Source organism: Oligosphaera ethanolica (assembly GCF_030814695.1).
GTDB classification, from domain to species: Bacteria; Verrucomicrobiota; Lentisphaeria; order Oligosphaerales; family Oligosphaeraceae; genus Oligosphaera; species Oligosphaera ethanolica.
Genome location: NZ_JAUSVL010000001.1, coordinates 5,457,320 through 5,480,484, shown reverse-complemented (window position 1 = coordinate 5,480,484; position 23,165 = coordinate 5,457,320). Strand labels below are relative to the sequence as shown.

12 protein-coding genes are annotated in these 23,165 nt (G+C 59.9%); 2 read left to right on the top strand and 10 right to left on the bottom strand.

Annotated features, from left to right (window positions below; all coding sequences use genetic code 11):
• Positions 1-54: 54 nt before the first annotated feature.
• The 5 genes from J3R75_RS18965 to J3R75_RS18945 form a co-directional block, all read right to left on the bottom strand.
• A complete protein-coding gene (locus tag J3R75_RS18965; RefSeq protein WP_370882378.1) occupies positions 55-735 on the bottom strand; it encodes a superoxide dismutase in 681 nt (226 codons plus the stop codon).
• A 1,260-nt stretch (positions 736-1,995) separates the two neighbouring features.
• The gene (locus J3R75_RS18960; protein WP_307265093.1) at positions 1,996-3,153 is read right to left on the bottom strand and encodes an MFS transporter; all 1,158 of its coding nucleotides are present in this window, start codon (positions 3,151-3,153) and stop codon (positions 1,996-1,998) included.
• Positions 3,154-3,254: 101 nt separating this feature from the next.
• Positions 3,255-3,740: a GNAT family N-acetyltransferase gene (locus J3R75_RS18955; protein WP_307265091.1), complete on the bottom strand. Its 486-nt coding sequence runs from the start codon at positions 3,738-3,740 to the stop codon at positions 3,255-3,257.
• A complete protein-coding gene (locus J3R75_RS18950; RefSeq protein WP_307265089.1) occupies positions 3,737-4,765 on the bottom strand; it encodes a D-alanine--D-alanine ligase family protein in 1,029 nt (342 codons plus the stop codon). The genes J3R75_RS18955 and J3R75_RS18950 overlap by 4 nt, the downstream gene beginning before the upstream one ends.
• Positions 4,766-5,078: 313 nt before the next feature.
• Positions 5,079-6,068: a uroporphyrinogen decarboxylase family protein gene (locus J3R75_RS18945; protein WP_307265088.1), complete on the bottom strand. Its 990-nt coding sequence runs from the start codon at positions 6,066-6,068 to the stop codon at positions 5,079-5,081.
• 464 nt (positions 6,069-6,532) lie between these two features.
• On the opposite strand from J3R75_RS18945, the gene J3R75_RS18940 reads away from it, so the two are divergent.
• On the top strand, positions 6,533-6,754 hold the full coding sequence (locus J3R75_RS18940) for a hypothetical protein (RefSeq protein WP_307265084.1): 222 nt from the start codon (positions 6,533-6,535) through the stop codon (positions 6,752-6,754).
• Between the two features lie 44 nt (positions 6,755-6,798).
• Positions 6,799-8,016, top strand: coding sequence for a uroporphyrinogen decarboxylase/cobalamine-independent methonine synthase family protein (locus tag J3R75_RS18935; protein ID WP_307265080.1), 1,218 nt, complete (start codon positions 6,799-6,801; stop codon positions 8,014-8,016).
• Between the two features lie 348 nt (positions 8,017-8,364).
• Here the strand turns inward: J3R75_RS18935 and J3R75_RS18930 are convergent, their stop codons facing one another.
• The 5 genes from J3R75_RS18930 to J3R75_RS18910 all read right to left on the bottom strand — a co-directional run bounded on the left by J3R75_RS18930 (position 8,365) and on the right by J3R75_RS18910 (position 22,497).
• Positions 8,365-12,129 (bottom strand): CHASE domain-containing hybrid sensor histidine kinase/response regulator family protein, encoded by a 3,765-nt coding sequence (locus J3R75_RS18930; protein WP_307265077.1) that lies wholly within the window; start codon positions 12,127-12,129, stop codon positions 8,365-8,367.
• Positions 12,130-12,192: 63 nt separating this feature from the next.
• Complete coding sequence (locus J3R75_RS18925; protein ID WP_307265075.1) at positions 12,193-15,849, bottom strand: response regulator; 3,657 nt, start codon at positions 15,847-15,849, stop codon at positions 12,193-12,195.
• 126 nt (positions 15,850-15,975) lie between these two features.
• Entirely contained in the window at positions 15,976-17,259 is a 1,284-nt protein-coding gene (locus J3R75_RS18920; protein ID WP_307259144.1) for an ISL3 family transposase, read from the bottom strand.
• 869 nt (positions 17,260-18,128) lie between these two features.
• Positions 18,129-19,067, bottom strand: a complete 939-nt coding sequence (locus J3R75_RS18915) for an ROK family protein (RefSeq protein ID WP_307265074.1) — start codon at positions 19,065-19,067, stop codon at positions 18,129-18,131.
• 94 nt (positions 19,068-19,161) lie between these two features.
• Positions 19,162-22,497, bottom strand: a complete 3,336-nt coding sequence (locus tag J3R75_RS18910) for a glycoside hydrolase 5 family protein (protein ID WP_307265073.1) — start codon at positions 22,495-22,497, stop codon at positions 19,162-19,164.
• Positions 22,498-23,165 lie beyond the last annotated feature (668 nt).

Below are 23,165 nucleotides of genomic sequence, written 5' to 3'. Positions count from 1 at the left end.
TGTTTACGGAATTTGTGCCGGGGTGAAGCCGGCGTGAATCAAAACTATCTCAACTTATTTGATTGTGGCCTGCCAGCGGGCGGTCACTTCGGGCCAGTTGATGACGTGCCAGAAGGCGTCGATGTATGATCCACGCTGGTTTTGGTATTTGAGGTAGTAGGCGTGTTCCCAGACATCCAGGCCGAGGATGGGCGTGCCCTGTTTGTCGGCGACGTCCATGAGCGGGTTGTCCTGATTGGCGGTTGAGGTGATGAAGAGCGAGCCGTCTTTGGCGACACAGAGCCAAGCCCAGCCACTGCCGAAGCGGGTCAGCGCGGCTTGTTTGAACTGCTCTTTGAACTGGTCGAAGGAGCCGAAGGCGGCGGTGATCTGGTCAGCAAGGGCGCCTTGGGGGGCGCCACCGGCCTTGGGGGCCATGACGGACCAGAACAGCGTGTGGTTGTAGTGGCCGCCGGCGTTGTTACGCAGGGCGGCGGGCAGAGTGCTGATGCGGGCGAAGAGCGCGGTGGCGTCCTGTGGCGCGTCAGGCATGGCTTCCAGGGCTTTCTGGAGGTTGTTGAAGTAGCCGCGATGGTGACGGCTGTAGTGTATTTCCATCGTCTGGGCGTCGATATGGGGTTCCAGCGCGTCATAGGCGTAAGGCATGGGATCTAAGCGCTTGAGGTCGAATTTATCTTGCGCGAGCAGGCTGAGAGTGCAGAGGGCCAGCAAGGCGGTGGTAAGAAGCTTCTTCATCGTGTCCTCCGTGGGGTTATGGTGTTCATTGTGAAGGCTGCGTGCTGATGGCCAGCATAGTTCGGACTACAGTAGGCCAGAAGGCATATAAATCTACTGCCGGCACTCCCTTTTATCACGCCTGCAGCAAAAAAGTTTCCAGGCAGCGGGTAGTCGGTCAGTAACCACCCCGGTGGGGAAAACACCGGGGACAATTTGCTGGCAACCCACGGCCAGTCGCCGCCCAATCATCCGGCCTTAATTTCCGCTGACCTTTGCAACAGCGGGTTTCATAGGAGTCATTGATACCGTGTGGACCACGGCTTAAGCGCAGCCCACTTCGTGCGCGCGACCATAGGATGGGGGCCCCCTACGGTGGGGGGGCTGATTTCAAGAACCGCAGGAAAAATATTCAAAAACTCGCCCATTGACAAGCAAAAAAACGCCGAATAACAGCAAATTGTGGATCAGTATGATTTGAGCTGTCTTGTTCGTGTGATTTGGGTCTTCATCGTTGTGAGTTCTGGTGAACCAATCGCGTCGCTCAGATGCCCGCTTTATCGCGGCTGCGAGCGATATTCCACCTGAGTCATGTCCCTCTTGTGCGTAGGTGGGCGGCGCTGGCAATAACGGCGTATCAATGACTGCCCGACGACGCGAAAAGGTACTCGGTCAGTAACCACTCCGTTGGGGAAAACACCGGGGACAATTTGCTGGCAACCCACGGCCAGTCGCCGCCCAGCCATTACCCATAGGTGGCTAACCAGGCAGCGGATTTCATAGGAGCAATGCTCTCCACATAGCATGCGGCAGTCGCCGGCGATGAGTTGATTGGTAACCATGCACAAGGATCATTCGCCGAGGTTTTGAGCACCGAAGGTGCGCCCTAAGATAGCCCACGGCAAGCGCCCGCAGGGCGCGTCGCCCTGGGTAAGGTGCCCCATCCGAAAAGAGCCCTAAAGGGCGGCCTAAAAGACCTGCGACGAAGGGTCACAGCGCAAAATTGCCGCGGCAATCAATGAGTTCCATTGCCTCTTTGGCTCCAGTCAGCTTCGCCGACTGAAGCCAAAGAGGCTGAGGAACACGGACCAATATGGTGCGCTACCCAGGGCGGCGCGCGCCTTCGGCGCCGCTTGCCCTGGGCTGGTATGCTTCGCGCTTTCAGCGCTTCTGCCGCTTCGCGGCGGAAATGCACGACGAGAAAAGGCAGCTTGGTTGAAGCAACAAGTGCCATGGATACCGTTAAATGAAGAGCATCGGTTCCGTGGGGGTGCCTGTGGTTCAGGCTTTGTCGTCGTGTCTGCAGAGGGCGATGCCGCAGATGCCGACGGTGGCGAAGAAGAGCGGGCCGATGAGGAGGAGCTGGCGCAGCGTGGCCAGCTGCTGCTGGAGGGCCCAGCCGATAGCGGTGCTGGCGCCGGTGGTAATGAGTCCCGAACTGATCATGACGACGGCCAGGCCGAGCCCGAACCAGCGTTGGCTGTTGGTGGACAGCACGGCCATAAAGGCGGGGAATTCGCAGGCCCAGAGGAAGGCAGCGGCCAGGTAGCAGAGCACGCCGGCTTCACCGCCATTGAGGAGGGCGACGAGGAGCATGGCGCAGCCGAAGAAGCCCGGCACGCAGAGGAAGAGTCGTCGCCCCCGGGACTCAGGCAGCAGGGCCAGGCAGCTTCGGGAGACGACGTAGCAGAGCGAGTAGGCGCTCATGATGTAGCCGGGTTTGAAGAAGCCGCTCATAGCGCTTTCTTCCCAGAGACGTGGCAGCCAGAGCATGAGGACATTGTCGGCGCTGGCATGGATGGTCATGGCGAGAATACACAGGAGGGCCCGGCGGCGCTGCGTGAGGTTGGGCGTGCTTGCGGCCGGCGTTTGCGCCTGGAGCTGGCTTGTGCGTTCGCGGCGGGCGAAGGCCCGCAGCGCTGGGATGAGCGCCAGGTAGAGCATGGCGATGCCCAGGTAGGGCAGGCGCAGCGCCAGGTGGAAGCGCGTGGCATCGCCGCGGGCTGACCAACCGAGCAGCCATTCGGCCAAGAGGGTGAAGAGCGCGGCGGCGCAGCTGCCGACGACCATCTGCAGGGTCAGGAGCCGTCGGCGCGCGTCCGGGAAGAGAGCGACAACGCCATTTTGGGTCATGACCGTCATGACGTGGCTGCCGATTGCGCAGAGAACGAGGCTGACGAGCAGCCAGGGGAAGCCACGCGTCGCGGCAATAAGGCCGTAGGCGGCGGCAACAGCGATGGCCAGCACGGGCGGCAGGCGCTGCCAGCCACTGCTGCGGGTAAGCAGGCCGCCCAGGAGGGTGCCCATGGCGCCGGGGACCATACCGATGCTCAGTAGCAAGCCGTACTGCGTTTCCTGGAGCTGGAGCTGATCGCGCAGGAGACTGCGAAAGACGGGCATGGTCATGCCGGCGTAGGAGCCCAAGGCGGATACGGCCATCAGAGACAGCGCCAGGCGCGCACGCGGTGACAGGTTCATTAAGCGCAGATGACTTGGCGACAGCTTGCTTGGCATGGCCGATGGCGTTTGGTGGGTGGAGGTCAGAAACGCCGGGTGTAGATGAGGCGGTCGTCGCCGGCGGCGTAGAAGTCCTTGATGCGCGCTTCGACGATGTAGCCGTTGCCGGTGTAGAAGTGCTGGGTGGGTTGGTATTTTGGCTGGGACGAGGTTTCAATGATAATCAGCTTGGCGCCCATGTTCCGGCATTGTTCTTCGGCAAAGCGGAGGAGCTGGCGGCCGATGCCGCGGCCCTGTTGTTTGGGATCGACGGCGATCCAGTACAGGTCCCAGGTCGATTCGGTGGCTGGCGTCGGCCCGAAACAGACATAGCCGACGGGCGCGCCGCTGTCCTGGTCGACTGCGCTGTGCATGATGTAGTCTTTTTGGCCGGCTTTGTGCAGGAAGATGTCGATCAGTTCGTCAGCGACCTCAACTTCGGCGTCGGTGAACATCGCCGTGTCGACAAGGATGGCGTGGATGCTTGGCGCGTCGGTTTCATGGGTAGGCCTGATAACGATGTCGCTCATCGGGTGCTGCTCCTGGCGCGGGACTGAGCCTCCCGCAGGGCTTTGCTGACGAAATCCCGGTAGCTCAGGCCTGCGGCCTGCAAGGCCTTGCTGAAGCCCGCGCCGGGAGTGATATCGGGGTTGGGGTTGAATTCGAGGACGTAGAGTCGCTCTTGAGCGTCGACGCGGAAATCCACGCGGCCATAGGCATTGGCGTCAAGGCAATGGAAGACGGCCAAAGCGCAGTCATGGAGGCGCTGGCGCAGCTGCGGCGTGATGTCGGCCGGGCAGCGCGACGGCGTCGCTTGGTATAGCGGGTGGTCTTCGAGCCATTTGGCCTCGTAGGAGGTAATACGGTCCTGTCCGGCGGGCACGGCGCTGAAATCCAGTTCGGAGGGCGGCAGGGCGGTCACGGTGTCGCCATCGGGCAGCAAGGCGACGTTGAATTCGCGGCCGGCGATGAATTCTTCCACCAGGGCGGCGCTGCCGGGATATTTAGCCAGCAGGGTCTGGACATTGCGGCGCAGGGCTGGCAGGTCGCGGACGACGGCGTCCTTGAAGATGCCGAGGCTGGCGTCTTCGCAGGCGGGTTTGACGATGAGGGGGAAATGCAGGCCGTCGGGAATGGCGTCGGGGACGGTGCGACAGGCGACCCAGCGCGGTGTGCTGATGCCGGCAGCTGCGAAGAGCTGCTTGGCGAGGACTTTGTTTCGGGAGAGGCCGAGGGTCAGGGCGTTATTGCCGGTGAAAGGCGTGCCCGACAGTTCCAGCAAGGCCGCGAGGTGCATCTCGAAAGCCGAGTCACCGTTGAGGCCCTCGCAGAGATTGAAGACGATCGTGTTGGGCTGGGCGGCGATGAGGCCGGCCGCGTCGGCGGCGTTGCGCAGGGGGCGGTGATGGACGGCGATGCCCATGGCGACCAAGGTCGATTGCACGGCGGCGACTTCGTCGGCCACGGCCTGTTCCGAAATGACCTCGACGCCATCGCTCTGTGCGCCCGGCGCGTTGCTGATGATGAGGACCTGGTAGGGAAAGTCGCTAGGCATGACACTCTCAAGGCTGCGTGGGTGAAGGGGAGGAACGGAGAGCCGGTGCGGGCATGACGCCATAATATAGCGGTGACGTGCGGGAGGGAAAGCAGGGGCGGGGGGAAGATCAAAGGAGTTTGTAATCGGTCTGTCATTGATACTGGATGCCAGTCATGCCTCACTCTAGCGCGGTGGAATGCGACGTGCCAGGCCAATGTGGCGCCCTCCGGGCGCCTCACCCGGGGATATGCATGGTGCGGCCCTCCGGGCCGAACTTGGCCGATCAGACCGATCCAGGCTACAGGGACAACAAATATCAATGACTGAGCGATTACAGGAGTTGTGCGTATTCGCGGAAAAGCCTGAGGTACAGGCGGTAGTCGTCCAGGGACACGGCTGGCGGCGTCTGGTGATCGACGCTGATGATGAAGCCGCCCTGGCGGGCGACGGGCAAGAGCCGTTCAAATTCCTCGCGGATGGCCTTTTCGCCCCGGTGCATGACCATTTTATTGAAAGCGCCGACCATGAGCAGGCTTGGATGCCGCTGGCGGATGGCGGCGACATCGACGCCGGCCTGGCGTTCCAGGGGCAGGACGCCTTCGATGCCGGCGCGTTCGAACCAAGGCAGGCATTCGCTAACGTCGCCGTCGGAATCAATGAGGACCTTGGTGCCGCGCTGTTTGATGTAATCGACGAGTTCGCGGTAGTAGGGCAGCATGAATTCGTCGAACTGCGGTTCTGAGATCATGGAGCCGTGGTTATAGCTCATATCTTCAGCGAAGGTCATGAAATCGGGCTGGCATTGATCGAACAGCCATGGCAGGAGCTTCTTGTAGAAGTCGACGAGATCGCGGTTGATGCGGTGTATGAATGCTGGTTCGTCATAGAAGGCCAGCAGGTGACGTTCGATGCCTAGCAGCGTCCGCGGGAACCAGAAGAAGCCTTCGAGGGTGAACCAGTGCGCGGCGTTGCCGGCGTCTATCTCGCTTTTGTAGCGGGTGAAATTGGGCACGGCCAGGATTGTCTCGTCGTAAAGCGCGCGTTGGGCGATGAGTTCGGCGTAGTGTTGTTCATCGCGGACGATACCGACGCCGTGCGCGGCCGGACGCGGGCAACGGCCGTTCCGGGGATAGAACCATTCCTGGACCAGCAGGTCGAGCCCGAAATAGCGCATCAGTTCGACATTGTTTTCGTAGGGTGGCATACCCTCGTCCAGCCAGCGGGCGGTACTGTCCTTCCACCAGGTGGCCCATTCGATAATGGGTAGGGACGGCACGGGCTGGAAGGACAGAAGTTGGCGGACGGTTTCACGGGTGTTCATGCTGCTCCTTGCGTGAAGTATGCTGGTGACGCGAAGTATTATATCTGACATTTGGCTTGCCGTGAATGGGCGCCGCAAAAAATGGTGGCGCATATGCAATCGGTCAGTGTACACCCCGGCGCTTCGCTGGGGCAATTTGCAGGACACCCACGGCCAGTCGCCGCCCAGCCATTCGGCCTTGATTTCCGCCGACCTTTGCGGCAGCGGGTATCATAGGAGTCATTGATATTGGATGCCCGACATGCCGCCGACGTTAACCCCAGGCAAGCCAGTGAGTTCCATTGCCCCTTTGGCTCCAGTCAGCTTCGCCGACTGGGGCCAAAGGGGCCGAGGAACACGAGCGTAGAGGGCGCGCTACCCAGGGCGGCGCGCGCCTTCGGCGCCGCTTGCCCTGGGCTGGTATGTTTCGCGCTTTCAGCGCTTCTGCCGCTTCGCGGCGGAAATGCACGACGAGAAAAGGTTGCTTGGTTGAACAAGTGCCATGGATACCGTTAAATGAAGAGCATCGGGTTCATAGGAGTGTACACCCCGGTGGGGAAAGCACCGGGGACAAGTTGCAGGACACCCACGGCCAGTCGCCGCCCAGCCATTCGGCCTTGATTTCCGCCGACCTTTGCGGCAGCGGGTTTCATAGGAGCCCGTATATCTTGTCCGTCCGGCGGCGCGGCCATTATAGTACGGGCTGATGTGGGCAGGGCAGGTGGATATGACAATAAGGAGACAGCGGACAATGGATGACCGGAGCATCTTGCGGGATTTGGCGCGGCAGTACCTGGAGCTCTGCCGGCAGGAGCGGCAGGGCGAGCTGCGGCAGCTGTGGCGCCGTCATAACAGCCTCCGGCCAGGCGGGCGGCCACTGATTTATGTGCGGGCCTTTGCCTGGCAGGAAATGCCTGAGTCGCAGTGCCAGTGCAGCGACCGCTTTTTGCGTGGCTGGGAAGACTATTTGCGCCGACAGCTCTTTTGGGGCAGTCTGGTTGACGATGCCATTTTTGAGCCTTGGTTGCCGCTGCCGGCCGCGTACGGCTGCACGGGCTGGGGACTGGCCGGCACGCGCCATGTCAGCGACGATCCCCGCGGCTCCTACAAAGTGGATTATCCGCTGAAGGAGCTCGCGGATTGGGTGAATCTGCGCCGGCCACGGCATAGTATTGACGAGGAGAAGACCCGGCAGCGGCGGGAACGGCTGGAGGACGTCCTGGGGGACATCTTGCCCGTGGCGGTGGACCGTTCGCCGGCCTATCGCATGTGGGAAGGCGACCTGGCGACGGCGCTGGGGGCCCTGCGGGGTATGGAGAATATCATGCTGGATATGATGGACCAGCCAGCACTGCTGCACGAACTGCTGGCGTTTATGCGTGACGGTATTCTCGCAGTTCACCAGGAGGCCGAAGAGCGCGGCGATTGGGGGTTGATCGGGCATCAGAATCAGGCCATGCCCTACGCCGAGGAGCTGCCGGCACCGGCGGCGAATGTCCATGGCGTGCCACGGCGGCAATTATGGGGCTACATGGCGGCGCAGGAACTGGCATTGGTGTCGCCGGCCATGCACGACGAGTTCATGCTGCAATACCAGCTGCCCATCCTCAGCCATTTTGGGCTGACGGCTTACGGCTGCTGTGAAGACCTGACGCGCAAAATTCCTATTCTGCGGCAAATTCCCAACCTCCGTCGAGTGGCGGTGTCGCCTTTTGCCGACGTGCGCAGTTGTGCTGAGCAAATCGGGCGCGACTACGTGTTGAGCTACCGGCCGAGCCCGACGGATATGGTCGGCTACGGCTTCTCGGCGGAACGCATCCGCAGTATTCTGCGCCGGGACCTGGGCTACTGCCGTGATTGCCAAGTGGACATCACGCTCAAGGACGTCGAAACGGTGGCAGGCGACCCACAGCGCGTGCGCCAGTGGGTGGAGATTACCCGCAGCGTCATTGCCGAACTGTGGGGATGAGGACGACGCTGGCGCCTTGCGACAGGCGCCGCGGCTGTCTTGTCCGTGCTGTTATAAGACAATTCTCTTCACTTAGGGGCTGTTCGCTAATTACGTTTACAATTATACCCAGGCACGCTGAAAGCGTGCAACATCGCAAACAAAAAAAGGTGAGGTTCCATTCCCTCTTTGGCCCCAGTCAGCTGCGCCGACTGGGGCCAAAGAGGCCGAGGAACACGAGCGCAATTGGCACTGTACCCAGGGCGCCGCTCCGCCTGCGGCGTCGCTTGCCCTGGGCTACGATGACAGCGCCCTTCCAGGGCGCTTACCGCTTCGCGGGCAGGGAAATGTTGTGTGAAGAGCATTGTGTTATTGGGGGTCGGTCCTCGTCAGCCAGCGGCTGAGGACGGTGCGCAGGGCGTCTGGGGTGATGGGCTTGCTGATGTAGTCATTCATGCCGGCGTCGAGGCATTGCTGTTGGTAGCCGCTGACGGCGTGGGCGGTCATGGCGATGATGGGAATGTCGTGCTGCCGGACGGTCGAGGACGGATCGCGGATGGCTGCCGTGGCCTCGAATCCGTCCATGTCGGGCATCTGTACGTCCATCAGCACCGCTTGGTAGTCGTGTTTGCTAAGCATCGCGACGGCTTCGCGGCCATTGGCGGCGACATCAGCCGCGATGCCCATCCGTTTGAGTATCGCCAGGGCGACTTTTTGGTTGACGACGTTGTCTTCCGCGAGGAGCACCTTCACCGCTGAGTTAGCTGGCAGTGCGCTTGGGCTGGCGCTGGCGGCCCCGTCGTTGTGATTTGCATCGTTGGTGGCTGTGGTTGAGACTGATGTGTGTACCCCAAGTTCATCACAGATGAAGGTTTCGACAATACGGGTACCACGATGTGTGGGCGCCGGCTGGCTGAGCAAAGCGTGTAGTTCACGGCTGCGGATGGGGGCGTGGAGGAATTCGCCGATGGCCAACGCCTGCAGCCGTTGCGTGGCCGCCTGGTCGCTCAGGGGGACGATGGCAATGATGCGGCTGGCACGCCAGGCATCTGGCAGCGAGGTGAGTTCTTTTGGCGCGTTGTTACTCATATCCAGGAAAAGCAGCGAAAATGGTTGCTGTTTTTCGCGGGCTTGTCTGATTGCGTCGTTGGCGGCGGCTAACGACGATATCGTCTTACAGGAGATGCTGCAGTACTGCAGGCGAGCAGCAAGGTCATCAGCGCAGGCCTGGTGATGATGAACGATGAGGGCGCGGACGTTTCCGCGCAGAGCCAGTTCGGTGGGCGTTTCCAGCGCGGGCGATTGTTTTTGCATAGGCACTGCGAAGGAGAATTCGGCGCCTTGTCCGGGCTCGCTGACGCAACTGAGAGTGCCGCCGAGGGCTTCGACCAGGTGTTTGGCGATGCTCAGGCCCAAGCCAGCGCCGCCAAAGCGCCGTTTGATGGACGAGTCGGCCTGGAAGAAAGTGTCGAAGATGCGCGCCTGTTGTTCTTTGGGGATGCCGATGCCAGTGTCGCGGACGCTGAAGCGCAGACGTATTTGCTCGTTGTCTTCATTTTCGCGATTAACACTGAACACGACGCTGCCCTTCTCGGTGAATTTGATGGCATTGCTGCCGAGGTTCATGAGAATCTGCATGAGGTGGAAGTCGTCGCCAGAGAGCAGCACGGGCAAATCAGGGGGCATGACGCATAGCAGGTCGAGTTTTTTCGCGTGTGCGGCCATGGCGAGGCCGCCGCCCAGATTTTCCAGCCGGTCGCGAAGATTGAAGTCCTGGCGCTGGATGGTGACTTGGCCGGCTTCGATGAGGGAGAAGTCCAGGAGTTCATTGACCAGCTGGAGGAGCAGCTGGCCGCTGGTGTTGACGATGGTGACGTATTCGGCCAGCTCGTGGTTCAGGGACATCTGCCGCATAAGGTCGGTCAGGCCGATGATGCCATTGATGGGCGTGCGGATTTCGTGGCTCATGTTGGTCAAAAAATCGCTTTTGGCGCGGTTGGCGGCTTCGGCTTCCTGCTGACTGCGCCGGAGGCGGCGGGTCATTTCCTCGCGTTCGGTGACATCGCGGTCGGTACCGTAGAAGCCCTTAATGCTGCCATCAGGATTGAGGATCGGCACGGCGCTGGTTGACACGAGAATAATGGTGCCGGAGGCCGTTTCGACGGGGTTGACGAAGTCCAGTAAGGACTGCTTGGCAGCCAGCAGTCGACTCATTTCTGCTTTGAATTCATTGCGGCCCTCGGCGGGGTGGATGTCATAGAAATGTTTTCGGCCGACGAGTTCTTCCGGGCCATAGCCGAAGACGGCTTTGGACACGGGACTGACGTAGGTGTAGAGGCCCTCGGCATTGCATTCCCAGATGACGGTCCTGCTTTCGAAGGCGAGCTGTTCCATGCGGCCTTCGCTGAGGGACAGCAGGGCATTGCGGTCCTTCACCATGCCTTCGAGGCGGCGGCGTTGCTGGGTAATGTTACCGACGCCGAAGGCCATGGCGCCACAGATGGCTAGGCCGGCAAGGCCGGCGACCAATGCTTTGTAAGGCGGGTTGGCGCGGCAAAACGCCTTGGTCGGGTGTATTTCTATAGCCAGGGTCAATCCGCCGAAGGAAACGGGGCGGACAAGCGGGGCTTTGGCGAGACGTTCTTTGGCATTGGCGATAGGGGTTAGGTATTCGACAATGCCGTTGTCGCGTTTGTGGCTGAGATGGACAGCAACGATGGGGTCATCGAAGGCATCGCTGCCGACGAGGGTGGAGAATTGCAGCGCGGCAATGGCCAGCCCACGGATGGTGCGCGGTTCGCTTAAGTGGAAAACGGGCTTGACGAGAGTACATCCCTTGGGGCCATGGGGAGCGACACCGAGGCGTAGAGGCTGGCTAGCCGTGGGCAGGCCGCTGCGGATGGCCTCCTCAATGGCGGCAAGGCGACGCGGGTCGTGACCTAGATCGAAACCGCGGAGAAAAGCGAGTTTGGGGTCTGGTGCCATAAAAATCAACGGGTAGTGCAGCGGTCGCGTCGCAGATGGTTGGAGTTGGCCACTCTCATCCATGTCCTTGAAAGTGGTGTCGTTGCCAAAGATATCGTGGAGTTCCTTTTCTTTCATTGGGCGGGCTTCGGCGCTCACGGGCTCGGCCCAGCCCCAGGCGGTGACAAAGGAGTTTTTGACTAGGAACTGCGCGTAGGCGCTAAATTCTTCTGGGGTGACGTGCTCACTGCACTCGACGAATTTGGACATGCCTTCCAGTTCGGAGTTGGCGATGGCTTCCAGTGCTCGCACGTGCAGGTCGGTGCGACTGATAGCCAGTTGGGTGAAGCGTTGTTGGCGCTGGTGACTTTCGAGGATGTGCGTGCGCCAGGCGACGAAGGCGGTGATGACCAAGCCGATGGCAGCCGTGAAGATTCGCTCAGGGACTTTGATACGTCCTTTGCCAGTTGGGGTGGCGGCGTAGGGCTGAGGCATGAGGCGGCGACCGAAGAAGACGACGAGAAGGAGTGCGGCGACTAGGATTGAGCTGGGCAAGAGTGTCCAGAGCAGACGTTGCAGCCAGGTACTGACGGCAATGTCAATGCCTAGCGAGGCGACGACGTGGCCGTTTTGGAGATCGCGGATGGGCACCATGGCCGTGAACCAGTAGCCCCACTGGTCTTTGGTGGGGCCTTCCAAAAGATCGTGCTCGGTTTTCACGGCGGCACGGAAGGCAGGCGTGGCTTCGTCGTAGATCAGGCCTGGGGGATCGAAGTCCTCGTCATCAATGGGGGTGTTGTCCAGATAGAAAAAGACCGAGCCGTCGGGATTTTTACCCATGATATAGATGAAGCGGATTTCGTCGTAGAGGCTTTTAATAGCGATAAGCTGATTAAGGAGGCGGTGGTAGGTTGGGCTTTCCATGTCGGCGGCCGTGCCTTGAAAATCGGCGACGACATTGGCGTCGATGGCGGCGGCGATGATGCGCGCCTTGGTGAGCATGTCCTGATTCATCTGCCGCTGGTAGAACAGGACAGCCAGGCAGTTGTAGCCGAAGGCCAAGGCCAGGATAAGCGCGACCAGCTTCAGTTCGAGGTGGTGGCGGAAGCGGCGCAGTGGGCGATGGCCCGATGGTGGGGTGGCGATGACTGGTATCGGCGCTTGGGTCATGTGATTCCTGCGAAGGGCCTACGGCCTCGGTGTGGTAGCGTATTGATGGTGCAGGTGCTGGTTTTAGGTCTGCTGCTTGCCAGTGAGCCACCGCGTGATGCATTCACGCAGGGTTTTGGCAGTGATGGGCTTACAAATATAATCGTTCATGCCGGCATCATGGCATTGTTGTTGATAATTTTCGGCGCTGTGGGCGGTCATGGCAATGATGGGCACGTCCTGGTTGCGTGCGGTGGCGTCCTGTTCGCGGAGGAGGCGCGTGGCCTGCAGGCCATCCATGTCGGGCATCTGCACATCCATCAAAACCAGGCGGTAGTTTTTGCTGGCCAGCAGATCAAGAGCCTGTTGGCCGCTGCTGGCGACATCGACGTCTAGTCTCATTTTTCTGATGATGGCCAGTGCGACTTTCTGATTAACCTCATTGTCATCAACAAGGAGGATGGCGGGGGCTTCCTCTAGGGCAACAGGGGGTGTTGGGGTCTCAGGAGTTGCCGCCGCGTGGTTTTGCGGGGTAGCGTCGGCGGGGCAGTCGGTGTTGGCGGCGGGGGCGGGCTTGGCTTGCGTTTCTAAAGCGAGAGTGAGGGCCTTGAGCAGATCGCTGCTTTTGATGGGCTTGTGGACAAATGCGGCTAGTGCCGGCGAATTGCGATAGCTCGCGGCCTGGGGGCTGCCAACGTGAGCCACGCCGACAATCCTACTTTCTGTCCACGGACTGCCCTGCAAATCCACCAGTGGCTGGTTGCCCTGTCGGGTATCAATGAGTTCCAAGTCGAGAAGGACCAGATCAAATGGCGATTGGAAATCGCCCAGTTGCATGATTTCCAAGGCGTCGGCTAAAGTTGCCGCTGGGGTGGACGAGATGCCCCAGTTGCGCAGACGGCTTTTCAGGCTCGAGCGCAGACCGCGATGGCTTTCGACGACGAGGGCCTGGCAGTGCCGGAAGGCTTCGGGCAGAGCCGGTGGGGGGGATTGCAGAGGCTGAGGAGTCAGGGGAACTACGAAGTAGAATTCCGAGCCCACGCCGCTTTGGCTTTGGAGTTTGATTTCGCCGCCCATGAGTTCGACGAGTCGTTTGACGATGGCCAATCCCAGGCCGGTGCCGCCGTAGCGGCGTTTGATGGACGAATCGGCTTGGGAGAAGGTCTCGAAGATGCGGGCTTGTTGTTCGTCAGGAATGCCGATGCCGGTGTCGCGCACAGAAAAACGGATAAGTTCCTTGCCATCGCGCTGGCCATCGGAGCGGGCGCTGATACATACTTCACCGTTTTCGGTGAATTTGATGGCGTTGCCGCAGAGATTGACCAGGACTTGGCGGAGGTGGAAGTCGTCGCCATGGAGAATGAGCGGCGTGTGCGGGTCGATGTGGCAGTACAGTTCGATGTTCTTGTTGTGGGCGATCAGCGCCAGCGAGCTGCAGATGTCCTCCAGCAGCCGTTCAAGAGAGAAATCCTCAGGCATGAGGGTGAGGCGGCCGGCCTCGATGCGCGAAAAGTCCAAAATCTCATTAATGAGTTCGAGCAGTAGTTGGCTGCTGGTGTTGATGATATCGACGTATTCACTTTGTTCTTCAGAAAGGCCGGATTCCCTGAGCAGGTCGGCAACGCCCACGATGCCATTGATTGGGGTGCGGATTTCGTGGCTCATGTTGGTGAGGAATTCGCTTTTGGCGTGGCTGGCGGCTTCAGCGGCGCCGCGGCTTTTTTCCAATTCAGCGGTCATGTTTTCGCGTTCGGTGACATCGCGGTCGGAGCCATAGTAGCCGATGAGGCTGCCATTGTCAGCGATGATGGGCATGCAGCTGGTGGACATGATGATGGTCCGCCCGTCCTTGGTGACGAGCGGATTGAGAACCTCATTGAAAGTCTCTTTTTTGGCGAAAGCGGCGAGTATCTTTTCTTTGAACTGTTCGCGCTGTGCCTCGGGGTAAAGATCGAAGACGTGCATTTTGCCGACGACCTCAGCGGGGGCGTAGCCGACGATGGTTTGGCATTCGTAGCCGACGGCGGTGATGAGTCCGGTTGCATCGCATTCCCAGTGCAGGGTGTGGGTTTGTTCGGCGAGCTGGTGGAAGCGTTCCTCACTGCGGCTGAGCTCGGCGCTGCGTTTTTGCACCAGCGTGGTTAGTTCCTCACTGCGGTGGCTGAGGAGGGCGACGATGGCGGTGACGGCAATGCTCAGGCCAATGCCGCAGAATAACACGATCGGGCCTTTGCGCAGCGGGTAGGCGGCGATGAAATCATCGCAGGGCTGCGCGCTAATCGTCAGGACTTGACCAAAGGCAAAGAGCGGCCGCATGACCTTGGTGCCGCGAGCGCAGGTGGATTCAATCATGGATTGCGCCAGCAGTTCGGGTTCGCGGTCGGGGCGCATGAAAGATATGCTGAGCTGCGCCAGGCGGAATTTTTCCGGATCGTGGCCCAGGAGTGATTCCATGCGGATGGCTGCCAGGGCGAAGCCACGAATATTCTGGCTGTTTGCTGCGCAGACGGGGTGTAGTGCCAGAATGCTTTTTTGGGCGGCCCATTCTTGGATGAGGACGAGTGGTTCGGTCGCGGTAGGTAGGCCCGTGGCCAGAGTTGTTTCGACAACGGCGAGGCGCAGTGGCTCGGAGGCCAGATCGTAGCCGAGGACGGTTTCGTTGCCTGCCTCAGGGGCGAAGAAGACCACGGGGTAGTAACAGGGGCGATCGGCGGCGGGGACTTTCTGTCCGTCGGGGCCGTATTCCCAAATGCGGAAATCGCTGACGCCCTGGCGATGCATTTTTTCTTCAAAGGCGCGGCGTTCGTCGTGGGGGACGATGCCAATGAGGTCCCATGCCTGCACCAGAGAATTTTTGATCAGGTGGCCGGCGTAGAGATGGAATTCTTCTCGGGTAATGTCCGGGTTGTGTTGGAGGAAGCTAGCGAGGCCTTCGAGTTCGGCGAAACGGATAAGGTTGATGTTTTTGGCAATGAGGCTGGTGAAGCCTTCGGCGACCTGATTGAAGATTTGCTCGCGTTGACAGCGTTCGCCGACATGGACGCGCCAGGCCGTAAAGACGCTCAGAACCACTCCGATGAGCGCGACCAAGCCTGGTTCAATAAGGTGTTGGTGCCTGGACGCGGGAGTGTTCTGGTTACGGCTGTGTTCGTGGAGGGAACCGCCGATGCCGATGATCAGGAGGATCAGCAGGGTGATGCCGGCGCCTGGCAGCGCCGCGCCAAACAAGCGCTGGTACCAGGTCGTGGCGGCGATATCGGCGCCAAGCATGGCTAAGGGGTCGCCGGTGAGGGGATCACGCATGGGCACCAGCGCGGAAAACCAGGTGCCCCATTGGTCGTTGATAGGACCGTCGACCACTTCCAGCCACTGGGCGAGGCCCTGGCGAAAAAGCGGCGATGCCTCGGGGTAGGGCTGTCCCGGCAACACGACGTCTGGCGAATCGGTGGCTTCGTTGTCAATGAAGAAGAAGATGTCGCCGTTGGCAGTTCTGCCCATGATATAAATGAAACGGATGTCGGCGTAGGCCTGCTTGAGGGTGTAAAGCTGTGTTTTGAGGCGCTGATACGGGGCCGTGTTGAGGTCACTAGCCGAGCCGCTGAGGCTCTTGACGCGGTCGGCGTTGACGGCTGAGGCGATGACCCGGGTTCGCGTCAGCAGGTCACTGCGCATCTTGCGATTGCAGGTATGAACAGCCATGCCGGTGTAGAGGCAGCCGGCAATGGTGACAATCAGCGCCAAGACGACATGGACATAGAAGAGCGCATCGCGACCTTGAGGTCGCGATGCGTTACCCGCGCCTGATGGATTACCTATATTTTTCGGTGCTTCAGGCAATTCCGTGGGTTGCAAATTTGAGTGCAAGTGCTAGTTGGCGGCCTCTGGCAGCAGGTTAAGTTTCCCGCAATGAAACAGAATTGCATTGCGTAAAGATTCTTTGTTTTTGAAACCACATGCACTTCTCTTGACAGCCTCAATTTTGCTGTTCAGCCCCTCGGTCAGGGCATTGCTGACCCCATGTTCGATTGCAGCCACTATGCCATAGAAGTGGTTTTTCAGCGTATGGGCGGCTTTTGCCATGTCCGGAATTTGTGAATGCGTCGCCCACCAGTACCAGTGTTTGAAATACTTCGGCGTCTCTTCTTTGTCGGGGCAAGTTGTCCACATGTCGCGAAGGTTTTCCTTGATTGCCCATGCCCGCGCCGTTTTCTTGGCAATCTGTCTAACTTTTTCGAACCTGGCCTTGTTTTTGTCAGGAAGATTCTCCCTGCCATACAGAAAATCATGGCGCGCTCCGAACATGCTTTTCTTGTCCTCATCGCTCATCGTGGCCTGTTCTTGCTTTCGTGTGCTGTCCACTGCCTTTTGGACGACCTGCATCACATGGAAATGATCAAAACACAGTTCGGCATTGGGCATGAAGTTTGACGCAATACGCTCATACCCCGCACTCATGTCCATGGCCGCGATCTGGACGTTTTTCAAACTTTCCTTGCGTTTTTCAAACCAGGGGCTGATGTCATCAATGCGCCGCTTGTCCACCACGTCAAACACGCTCCCATTGCCAATGTCAGTGATAATGGTGAAATAGCGATGTCTGGAAAACACCTGCTTCTCGTCAAGTCCCATGATGACCGGCGTCGTATCGCCACGTCGCTCAAGCCCTCGCTTGACGGCCCGATCGCGGATACTTTCCAACATGTCCCAAGACACCCTCGTTAGTTCGGACGCATCGGTCAAATTGGAGGCCTGGATGGTCTTGATGCACTTGCTTTCCATCTTGTATGTAATTGAGATCTGTGAATCAGCCAGAGGAAAGTCGCTGTTGACGATCCCATGCTTGGGGCATTGAACTCGGGGAATACGGGCATGAAGGTAGGTCTTGCACTCGCAGGTGTCCAGATGTTGCCAGGTTCTTTCCGGAGCATGGTCGTAAGTAGGTGATGGGGTGTGACAGGCATGACACGAAAAGCGATAATGCTCCTGATGGATCAGCCAGACGTCAACACGGGTACTGTCGTCGGAAATTTCGACCTTGGAGACAGTCCAGGGCGATGGCGGATTAATCACGCGTTGATAAAACGACTCCAAGTTCATGGCGGACTCCCATGGCTCAATGTGAATGACGAGGTCAGGTGATTGACTGGGCATTGCGTGGCCATGAGGTAATGAAACACAAAAATGATCGGGTGCAACAAAAGTGAAGGCATTCTTGCAATAACAAGAAACACCGAAGCGGAAGATTGCTCCGACTGCCTTCCATACAAATTGACATGGAAAGCTGGGCGGGCATCATAATTTGAACATTAATTGATCGTTGAATATCAACAAGTTACACTATTTTATGCGTACGATTAGCTGGCTTTTTTCCCCCCATGTGACAAGGCGTTGTCTTGGTTCTGAGCACAAAACGTCGAAAAATCTACCCACTAAGTTTCCTGAAGAGCCTATTTTTCTTCACCCACCCGCCCCTTGTTCCGTTGAAAAGACGTGCCCCCACAAAATTATAACACTCTCAAGCTGGAATAGCCTACCTTTTTGCTGGTCAGTTCTGATTCTACTATTTTTCTTTGTCGATTACAAGTGGTAGCGGCTAATTGATCGTAATGGTGCCGTTCACAAATTACGTTTACACATAGCAGTGCAAACGCTCTTTCATGTCATACCTTGTCGCCGGCCAACATTTCCCTGGCCGCGAAGCGGCAAGCGCCCCAGAGGGGCGCTGTCATCGTAGCCCAGGGCAAGCGACGCCGCAGGCGGAGCGCCGCCCTGGGTACAGCGCCTATTGCGCTCGTGTTCATCGGCCTCTTTGGCCCCAGTCGGCGCAGCTGACTGGGGCCAAAGAGGCAATGGAACCTCACCTTTTTTTGTTTGCGATGTCGCACGCTTTCAGCGTGCCTGGGTATAGTTGTAAGCGTAATTATCGAACAACCCCAATGGACCGCTGATGTTGTCCATGCGCGCGGGGTGGGCGCATCGTGGGGGTAGTGGGGGGGAGGCCGTACGGAGTTGCGCTGGGTTCAGGCGAAGAGTGCGGCGGCGCCGACGAGGGCCGCATCGGGCAAGCTGGCCGCGACTACAGGCAAGTCGCCTAGCACTTCACGAAACAGTGGCAGAGCGCCGGCAATGGGGCCGCCGAGGACGATCCGGTCCGGCAGGAGGTCAGCCTGCCAGGTCTGCAGGGTCTCGGCGAGATCCAGGCCGAAGTCGGTCCAGAGGCGCTGGCAGCGAAAGTCGCCAGTGCGGGCGCGGGCCTCGAGTTCGGCGAGGCTGTGGACGTCTGGCATTCGCGCCAGCAACGCTTGGCCGCAGAGCTCGTCGGCGACGCGGCCGACGCGGCATGGGCGGTCGGCGATGCGGACGATGGCTGCCGGGGCCCCGAGCGGGTCGCAGAGTAGCTGGCCGTCAATGATCATGGCGCTGTCAACGCCGCCATGGCCGATGATGACGGCGGCGGCGCGCCGGCGTCCCTGCGCGGCGCCGGCGTGGACTTCGCCGAGGAGCACGGCGTTGCTGTAGTGGATGACCCGTAGGGGTAACGCACAGGCCAGCTTGGCACGGAGTTCGCATTCTTGGAGAGCAGCCAGCGCCGCGCTGTAGGTGCCGCCGGTGCTGGCGGATGCGGCGGCGGCTGGGCTGGGCAGAATGATACCGACGGCGTCAACGTTGCCGGCGGCGGCGATGACGGCGCGCAAGGCGTTGACAATATCGGTGACGTCGGCATGGAGGGGACAGTACCGGGGGGGGAGAGCGCTGACGCAATTGGCGCGGTCGATGACGGCGGCGCGGATGGCCTTGTCGCCAATGGCCATGGCGAGAATCATTTCTGCCTGTGGATGATGCTGAAGCATGTGTTTGGAGATGTGATGTGATGCTGGCGGCGAAGGATGGGTGACGACTGAGGCAGGCGTGGCGCCGTGGCAGGCGCGCATGCCGTGTAAGTCCTGGTCGCTCGCCACAGCTGGTGAAGCCTTGGGTTGTCTGGTTCGCCAATAGAGGTCTGCACGGGTGAAAGTATTGAATGCTCGCGGCTGCTGGCGCGGCCGGTCGTCGTCAGTCTTCGATGGCGAAGTAGAGTGAGGCGTCGGCTTCGCTGATGGTAAAGGTGAGCTTGCCATCGGCCCACTGGGCGGGGATGGGTGCCAGTTTATGGCCATTGGCGGCTATGGGCTTGACTTTGAGGCCCTGCTGCTGGGTGGTGATGCTGATCTGGGCGCAGATGGGGTCCATGAGAATGGGGCCTTTGCCGGTGCTGAGGCGGCGGTTACGCATGAGATTATAGGCAAAGTCGGTGTTTTCGGCGCGACCGACCGTGGTCAACAGGAGTTGCCGAGACTGGTTGATGGGCGCGCCGCTGAGCGAGCTCAGGCCGATGGTCGCATAGCGGTTGCGGCTGCTGACCTTCAGCGCGCTGGTGCTTAAAACGGGGAGTTTGTCACTGAAAAAGGCCTGGATGACCTGCGTCCGCGGCGTGTCGATGGTCAGCGTGGCCTTGGCGCGGTCGCGGATGATTTCGCCGCTGCTGCTGCGGCGGATATCCTCGGCGATGCTCGGCGCGTCGGGGCCGAGGGCGCCAGCGGGTATCTCGCCGCTCGCCACGAGTTGGGTGTGGAAGGGGCGCAGTTCGGCGAGGCCGCGGTAAGCTGGGACGTTGTAGCTGGCGGGGCTTTTGGCGCTGGCGGCGAGGGTCATGGGGATGGCTACGGCCTGGCGGTCAGTGCTGGCGCCGCGGCGGACATCTTCGCGGCGATAGATCAGCGCGGCAATGGGCATGAGGCCGAAGCGTGCTGGGTCATTGAAAGTTTCGAAGGCGCCATTGATGTGTTCCATGGGAACATTACTGGAGTGGCGGTAGGTGTAGACGGTGAGGCCATGCCAGTCCTGGAAGGCCGCGACGGCGGCCAGCCACAGGGGCAGTTCCGCGCGGTATTCGTAGGGCCAGGGCGCGTCCCATTCGCTGACGAAGAAGGGCTTGTCGGCGACGCGCATAAAACCGAGGCCATCCATGATGCTGCCCTGGCTGCGCAGCATGCTGCTGGTGCCGAATGAGCCATCGCGGTTGGGGTGGTTCCAGTAGCTGTGCGAGTCGGTATAGTCGGTTTTGGCAACCGATGCCAGGAGGGCGGCGTTGCGGCTCCAGTTGCTGCCGGTCATGGGCACTTTGACGCCGATGCTGCGGAGGAATTCGCCCATGGTGCGGTGGTATTCGTCAGTCACGTGGATGAAGAACTGCATCATGGGGTCGGTGGTGACGGTGAAGTCGATGGCCCCTTCGGGGAGGGCGATTTGCCGTTCGGCTGCCCAGGCGCGGTACATGGCTTCGAAGCGCGTGCGGTAGGGCTCCAGGGTGACCTTCTGGGTGAAGAGGTCATTTTCGTTGGCGAATTCCATCAGGGCGATGGCCGGGTCGTCCTTGTAGGCCAGTTTCGTGTAGGGATTGACGTGGTTCCAGAGATTGGCGGAGAATTCCTTCTGCAGCTCAATCAGGCGCGGGTCGAAATTGGAGTATGGCTTGGCGCAGGCGCCGAGCTGATCGACGGCGTCGACGCCGTCGCCGGGTTTGAAGTAGCGATTAACGAGCTGGTCGAGGTAGATGTAGATGCCTTCGCGTTTGAGGCAGTAGACCAGGTAGTCAAAGCGGTCTAGGCTTTCGGGGTCGAAGCTGCGGGTGTTGTCGGCGTCTTTGGGGAAGAAATGTCGTTCGGCCCATTTGGCGTCGGCGTGGTGGGTGCGGACCATGTTGATGCCGGAGGCCGCCAGGCGTTTGGCGATTTTTTCGGCTTGGTCGTGGCTGGGGAAGTTTGCGCCGGCGGAAAAACAGGTGCCCCAGAAGCGGATGGGCTCGTTGCTGTTGCTGAAGACGAAGCGGCCGTCGGTCACCTTGACGAAACCGAATTTGCCGGCGGGCTGGTGATTGAGGAAGGACAGATCGACGGGCGCGCTGTCCCAGGGCAGGGTGTAGGGTTTCCAATTGCTGGTGTTGGTGCGGGAGGGCTGGCCCTGGTCAATGACGGGGCGCAGTGGCGTTGGGGCATCGGGCATGACAAAGACTAGCGTGCGCGCTACGCGGGCGCCGGCGGCAATTTTGCCGCCATCGTCGTTGCGGGCGAAGCAGAGTCGGACATCGATAGTGTTGCCACCCCAGCCGCGGTTGTCCTGGAGGAGCAGCTGGGTGGGCTTATCGAGGGTGATGTCAACATTGTTTTGCGGGTTGGCGGCCTTGACGTGGAGGGCGGTGAAGGGGCCGCGGTAGATGAAGCGTTCGCCGAGTTCCTCGGGGATGACGAAGGACTGGGGACCGTCCGTTGTTATCAGGTCAAAAGTGGCGTTGGTATAGGCAGAGAGGGCGAAGTCCATGGAGAGCTGGTAGCCATTGAGCTGCACGTCATCCAGCATGGTCAGGTCGTAGTTCAAGGAAACGCCTTTGGGGATGCTTCTTATGTGCTCAAAGACCTCAAGGGCTTTGTTGTCGCTGCCAGGGACGGTCATAACGCCTTGGAAGACGCTGCTGCCATCCGGGAGGGCACTGAGCGCGAAGTTATCGGCGTGCTGTTGCTGGCTGGTGTATTGCCACTCCAGGCCATGAATGGCCAGGCCCAGGGTGATGATGCTGGCGCTGTCCAGCGAACGAACGGACGCGTTGCCGGCCTTACTGAAGAACATCAGGCGCTCGTCGGTGCTGATGGGCGCCGCACCGGCTTGCGCGGTGGCGACTTGGCGGTCGAGTTCGTCGGCCGAAAGCAGAGCGAAGGACAGGGTGTCGCGCAGTGTTCGTCCGCCAATGATTTTTTCGCCGGCGGCGTGGTAGCGCAGCTGGACGTTCTTGGGCCAGCTGTGGCGGAAATCCTGTAGGCCGAGACAGAGCAGTTTCGATCCGTTGATCAGCAAAAAGTGCCCGTCATTGAGTTCAATGGCGATGCTGCTGCAGCGGTCGCCGGGTATGCCTTCCTTGACATCGACGGCGGGAAAAACGCCGCGCTTGCCTGCTGGCAAGGTGACGTAACGTTTGCCGGCGAGTTCGGCGGGATTGAGGGCGATGCTGTATTGCAAGCCCCTGATGGTGGTGCTCTCCGAACAGCGCGACTCAATATCGGCTACGTTGAAGTCACCGTCGGCAACGGTGTGGATGGCGAAGGATAGTTCGCCCTGGCTGCCCACAGGCATGGCAAAGCTGCCCGTGGCCTGCGATACTTTTTCTGGTGCAGCCGCGATGGCCGCGTTACCGGCGAATTCCCAGTTTGGCCCGTAGGCGTGGATGAGGACGTCGTTGACTAGCGCAATGCCGGGCAGGGTGATGCGGCCATTGCTCTGCAGATGCAATTCTGGCCCGGCGGCGATGGCAGCGGCACTGCTGAGCATCAGGGCGAGGGCGAGTAACTGCTGTTTCATGAGGAACCTCCACGGATGTCGGGGTGCATATATGGGGTGAGGTAAGGTGTTCGATGCATGAGGACAGGTCATTAGTGTAGCCTGCTTTTGCGTCGATTGCGCACTGCCGGTGCGCTTTTCCTGGGATGGCAGGTCACTTCGACGATGGGGCGCAGTGCGAAATACCGCAGCTGTCAATGAGTTCCTCAGCCTCTTTGGCTCCAGTCAGCTTCGCCGACTGAAGCCAAAGAGGCTGAGGAACACGGACCAATATGGCGCGTTACCCAGGGCGGCGCGCGCCTTCGGCGCCGCTTGCCCTGGGCTATCATATTTCGCGCTTTCAGCGCTTCTGCCGCTTCGCGGCGATGAAATGCCGCGATGACAAAAGGCTGTTTTGGTTGAAACAACTGGCGCATCGGATCGTTTGTCTTTTTCGCGGACCGATCGGACGGATCGGACCGATCGGACGGATCGTCGATTTGATCAGTCGGATCAGTCGGATCAGTCGGATCAGTCGGATCAGTCGGATCAGTCGGATCAGTCGGATCAGTCGGATCAGTCGGATCAGTCGGATCAACTGTCTTTTATCGCGGACGGATCGGACCGATCGGACCGATCGGACGGATCGTCGATTTGATCAGACGGATCAGTCGGATCGTCGATTTGATCAGTCGGATCAGTCGGATCAG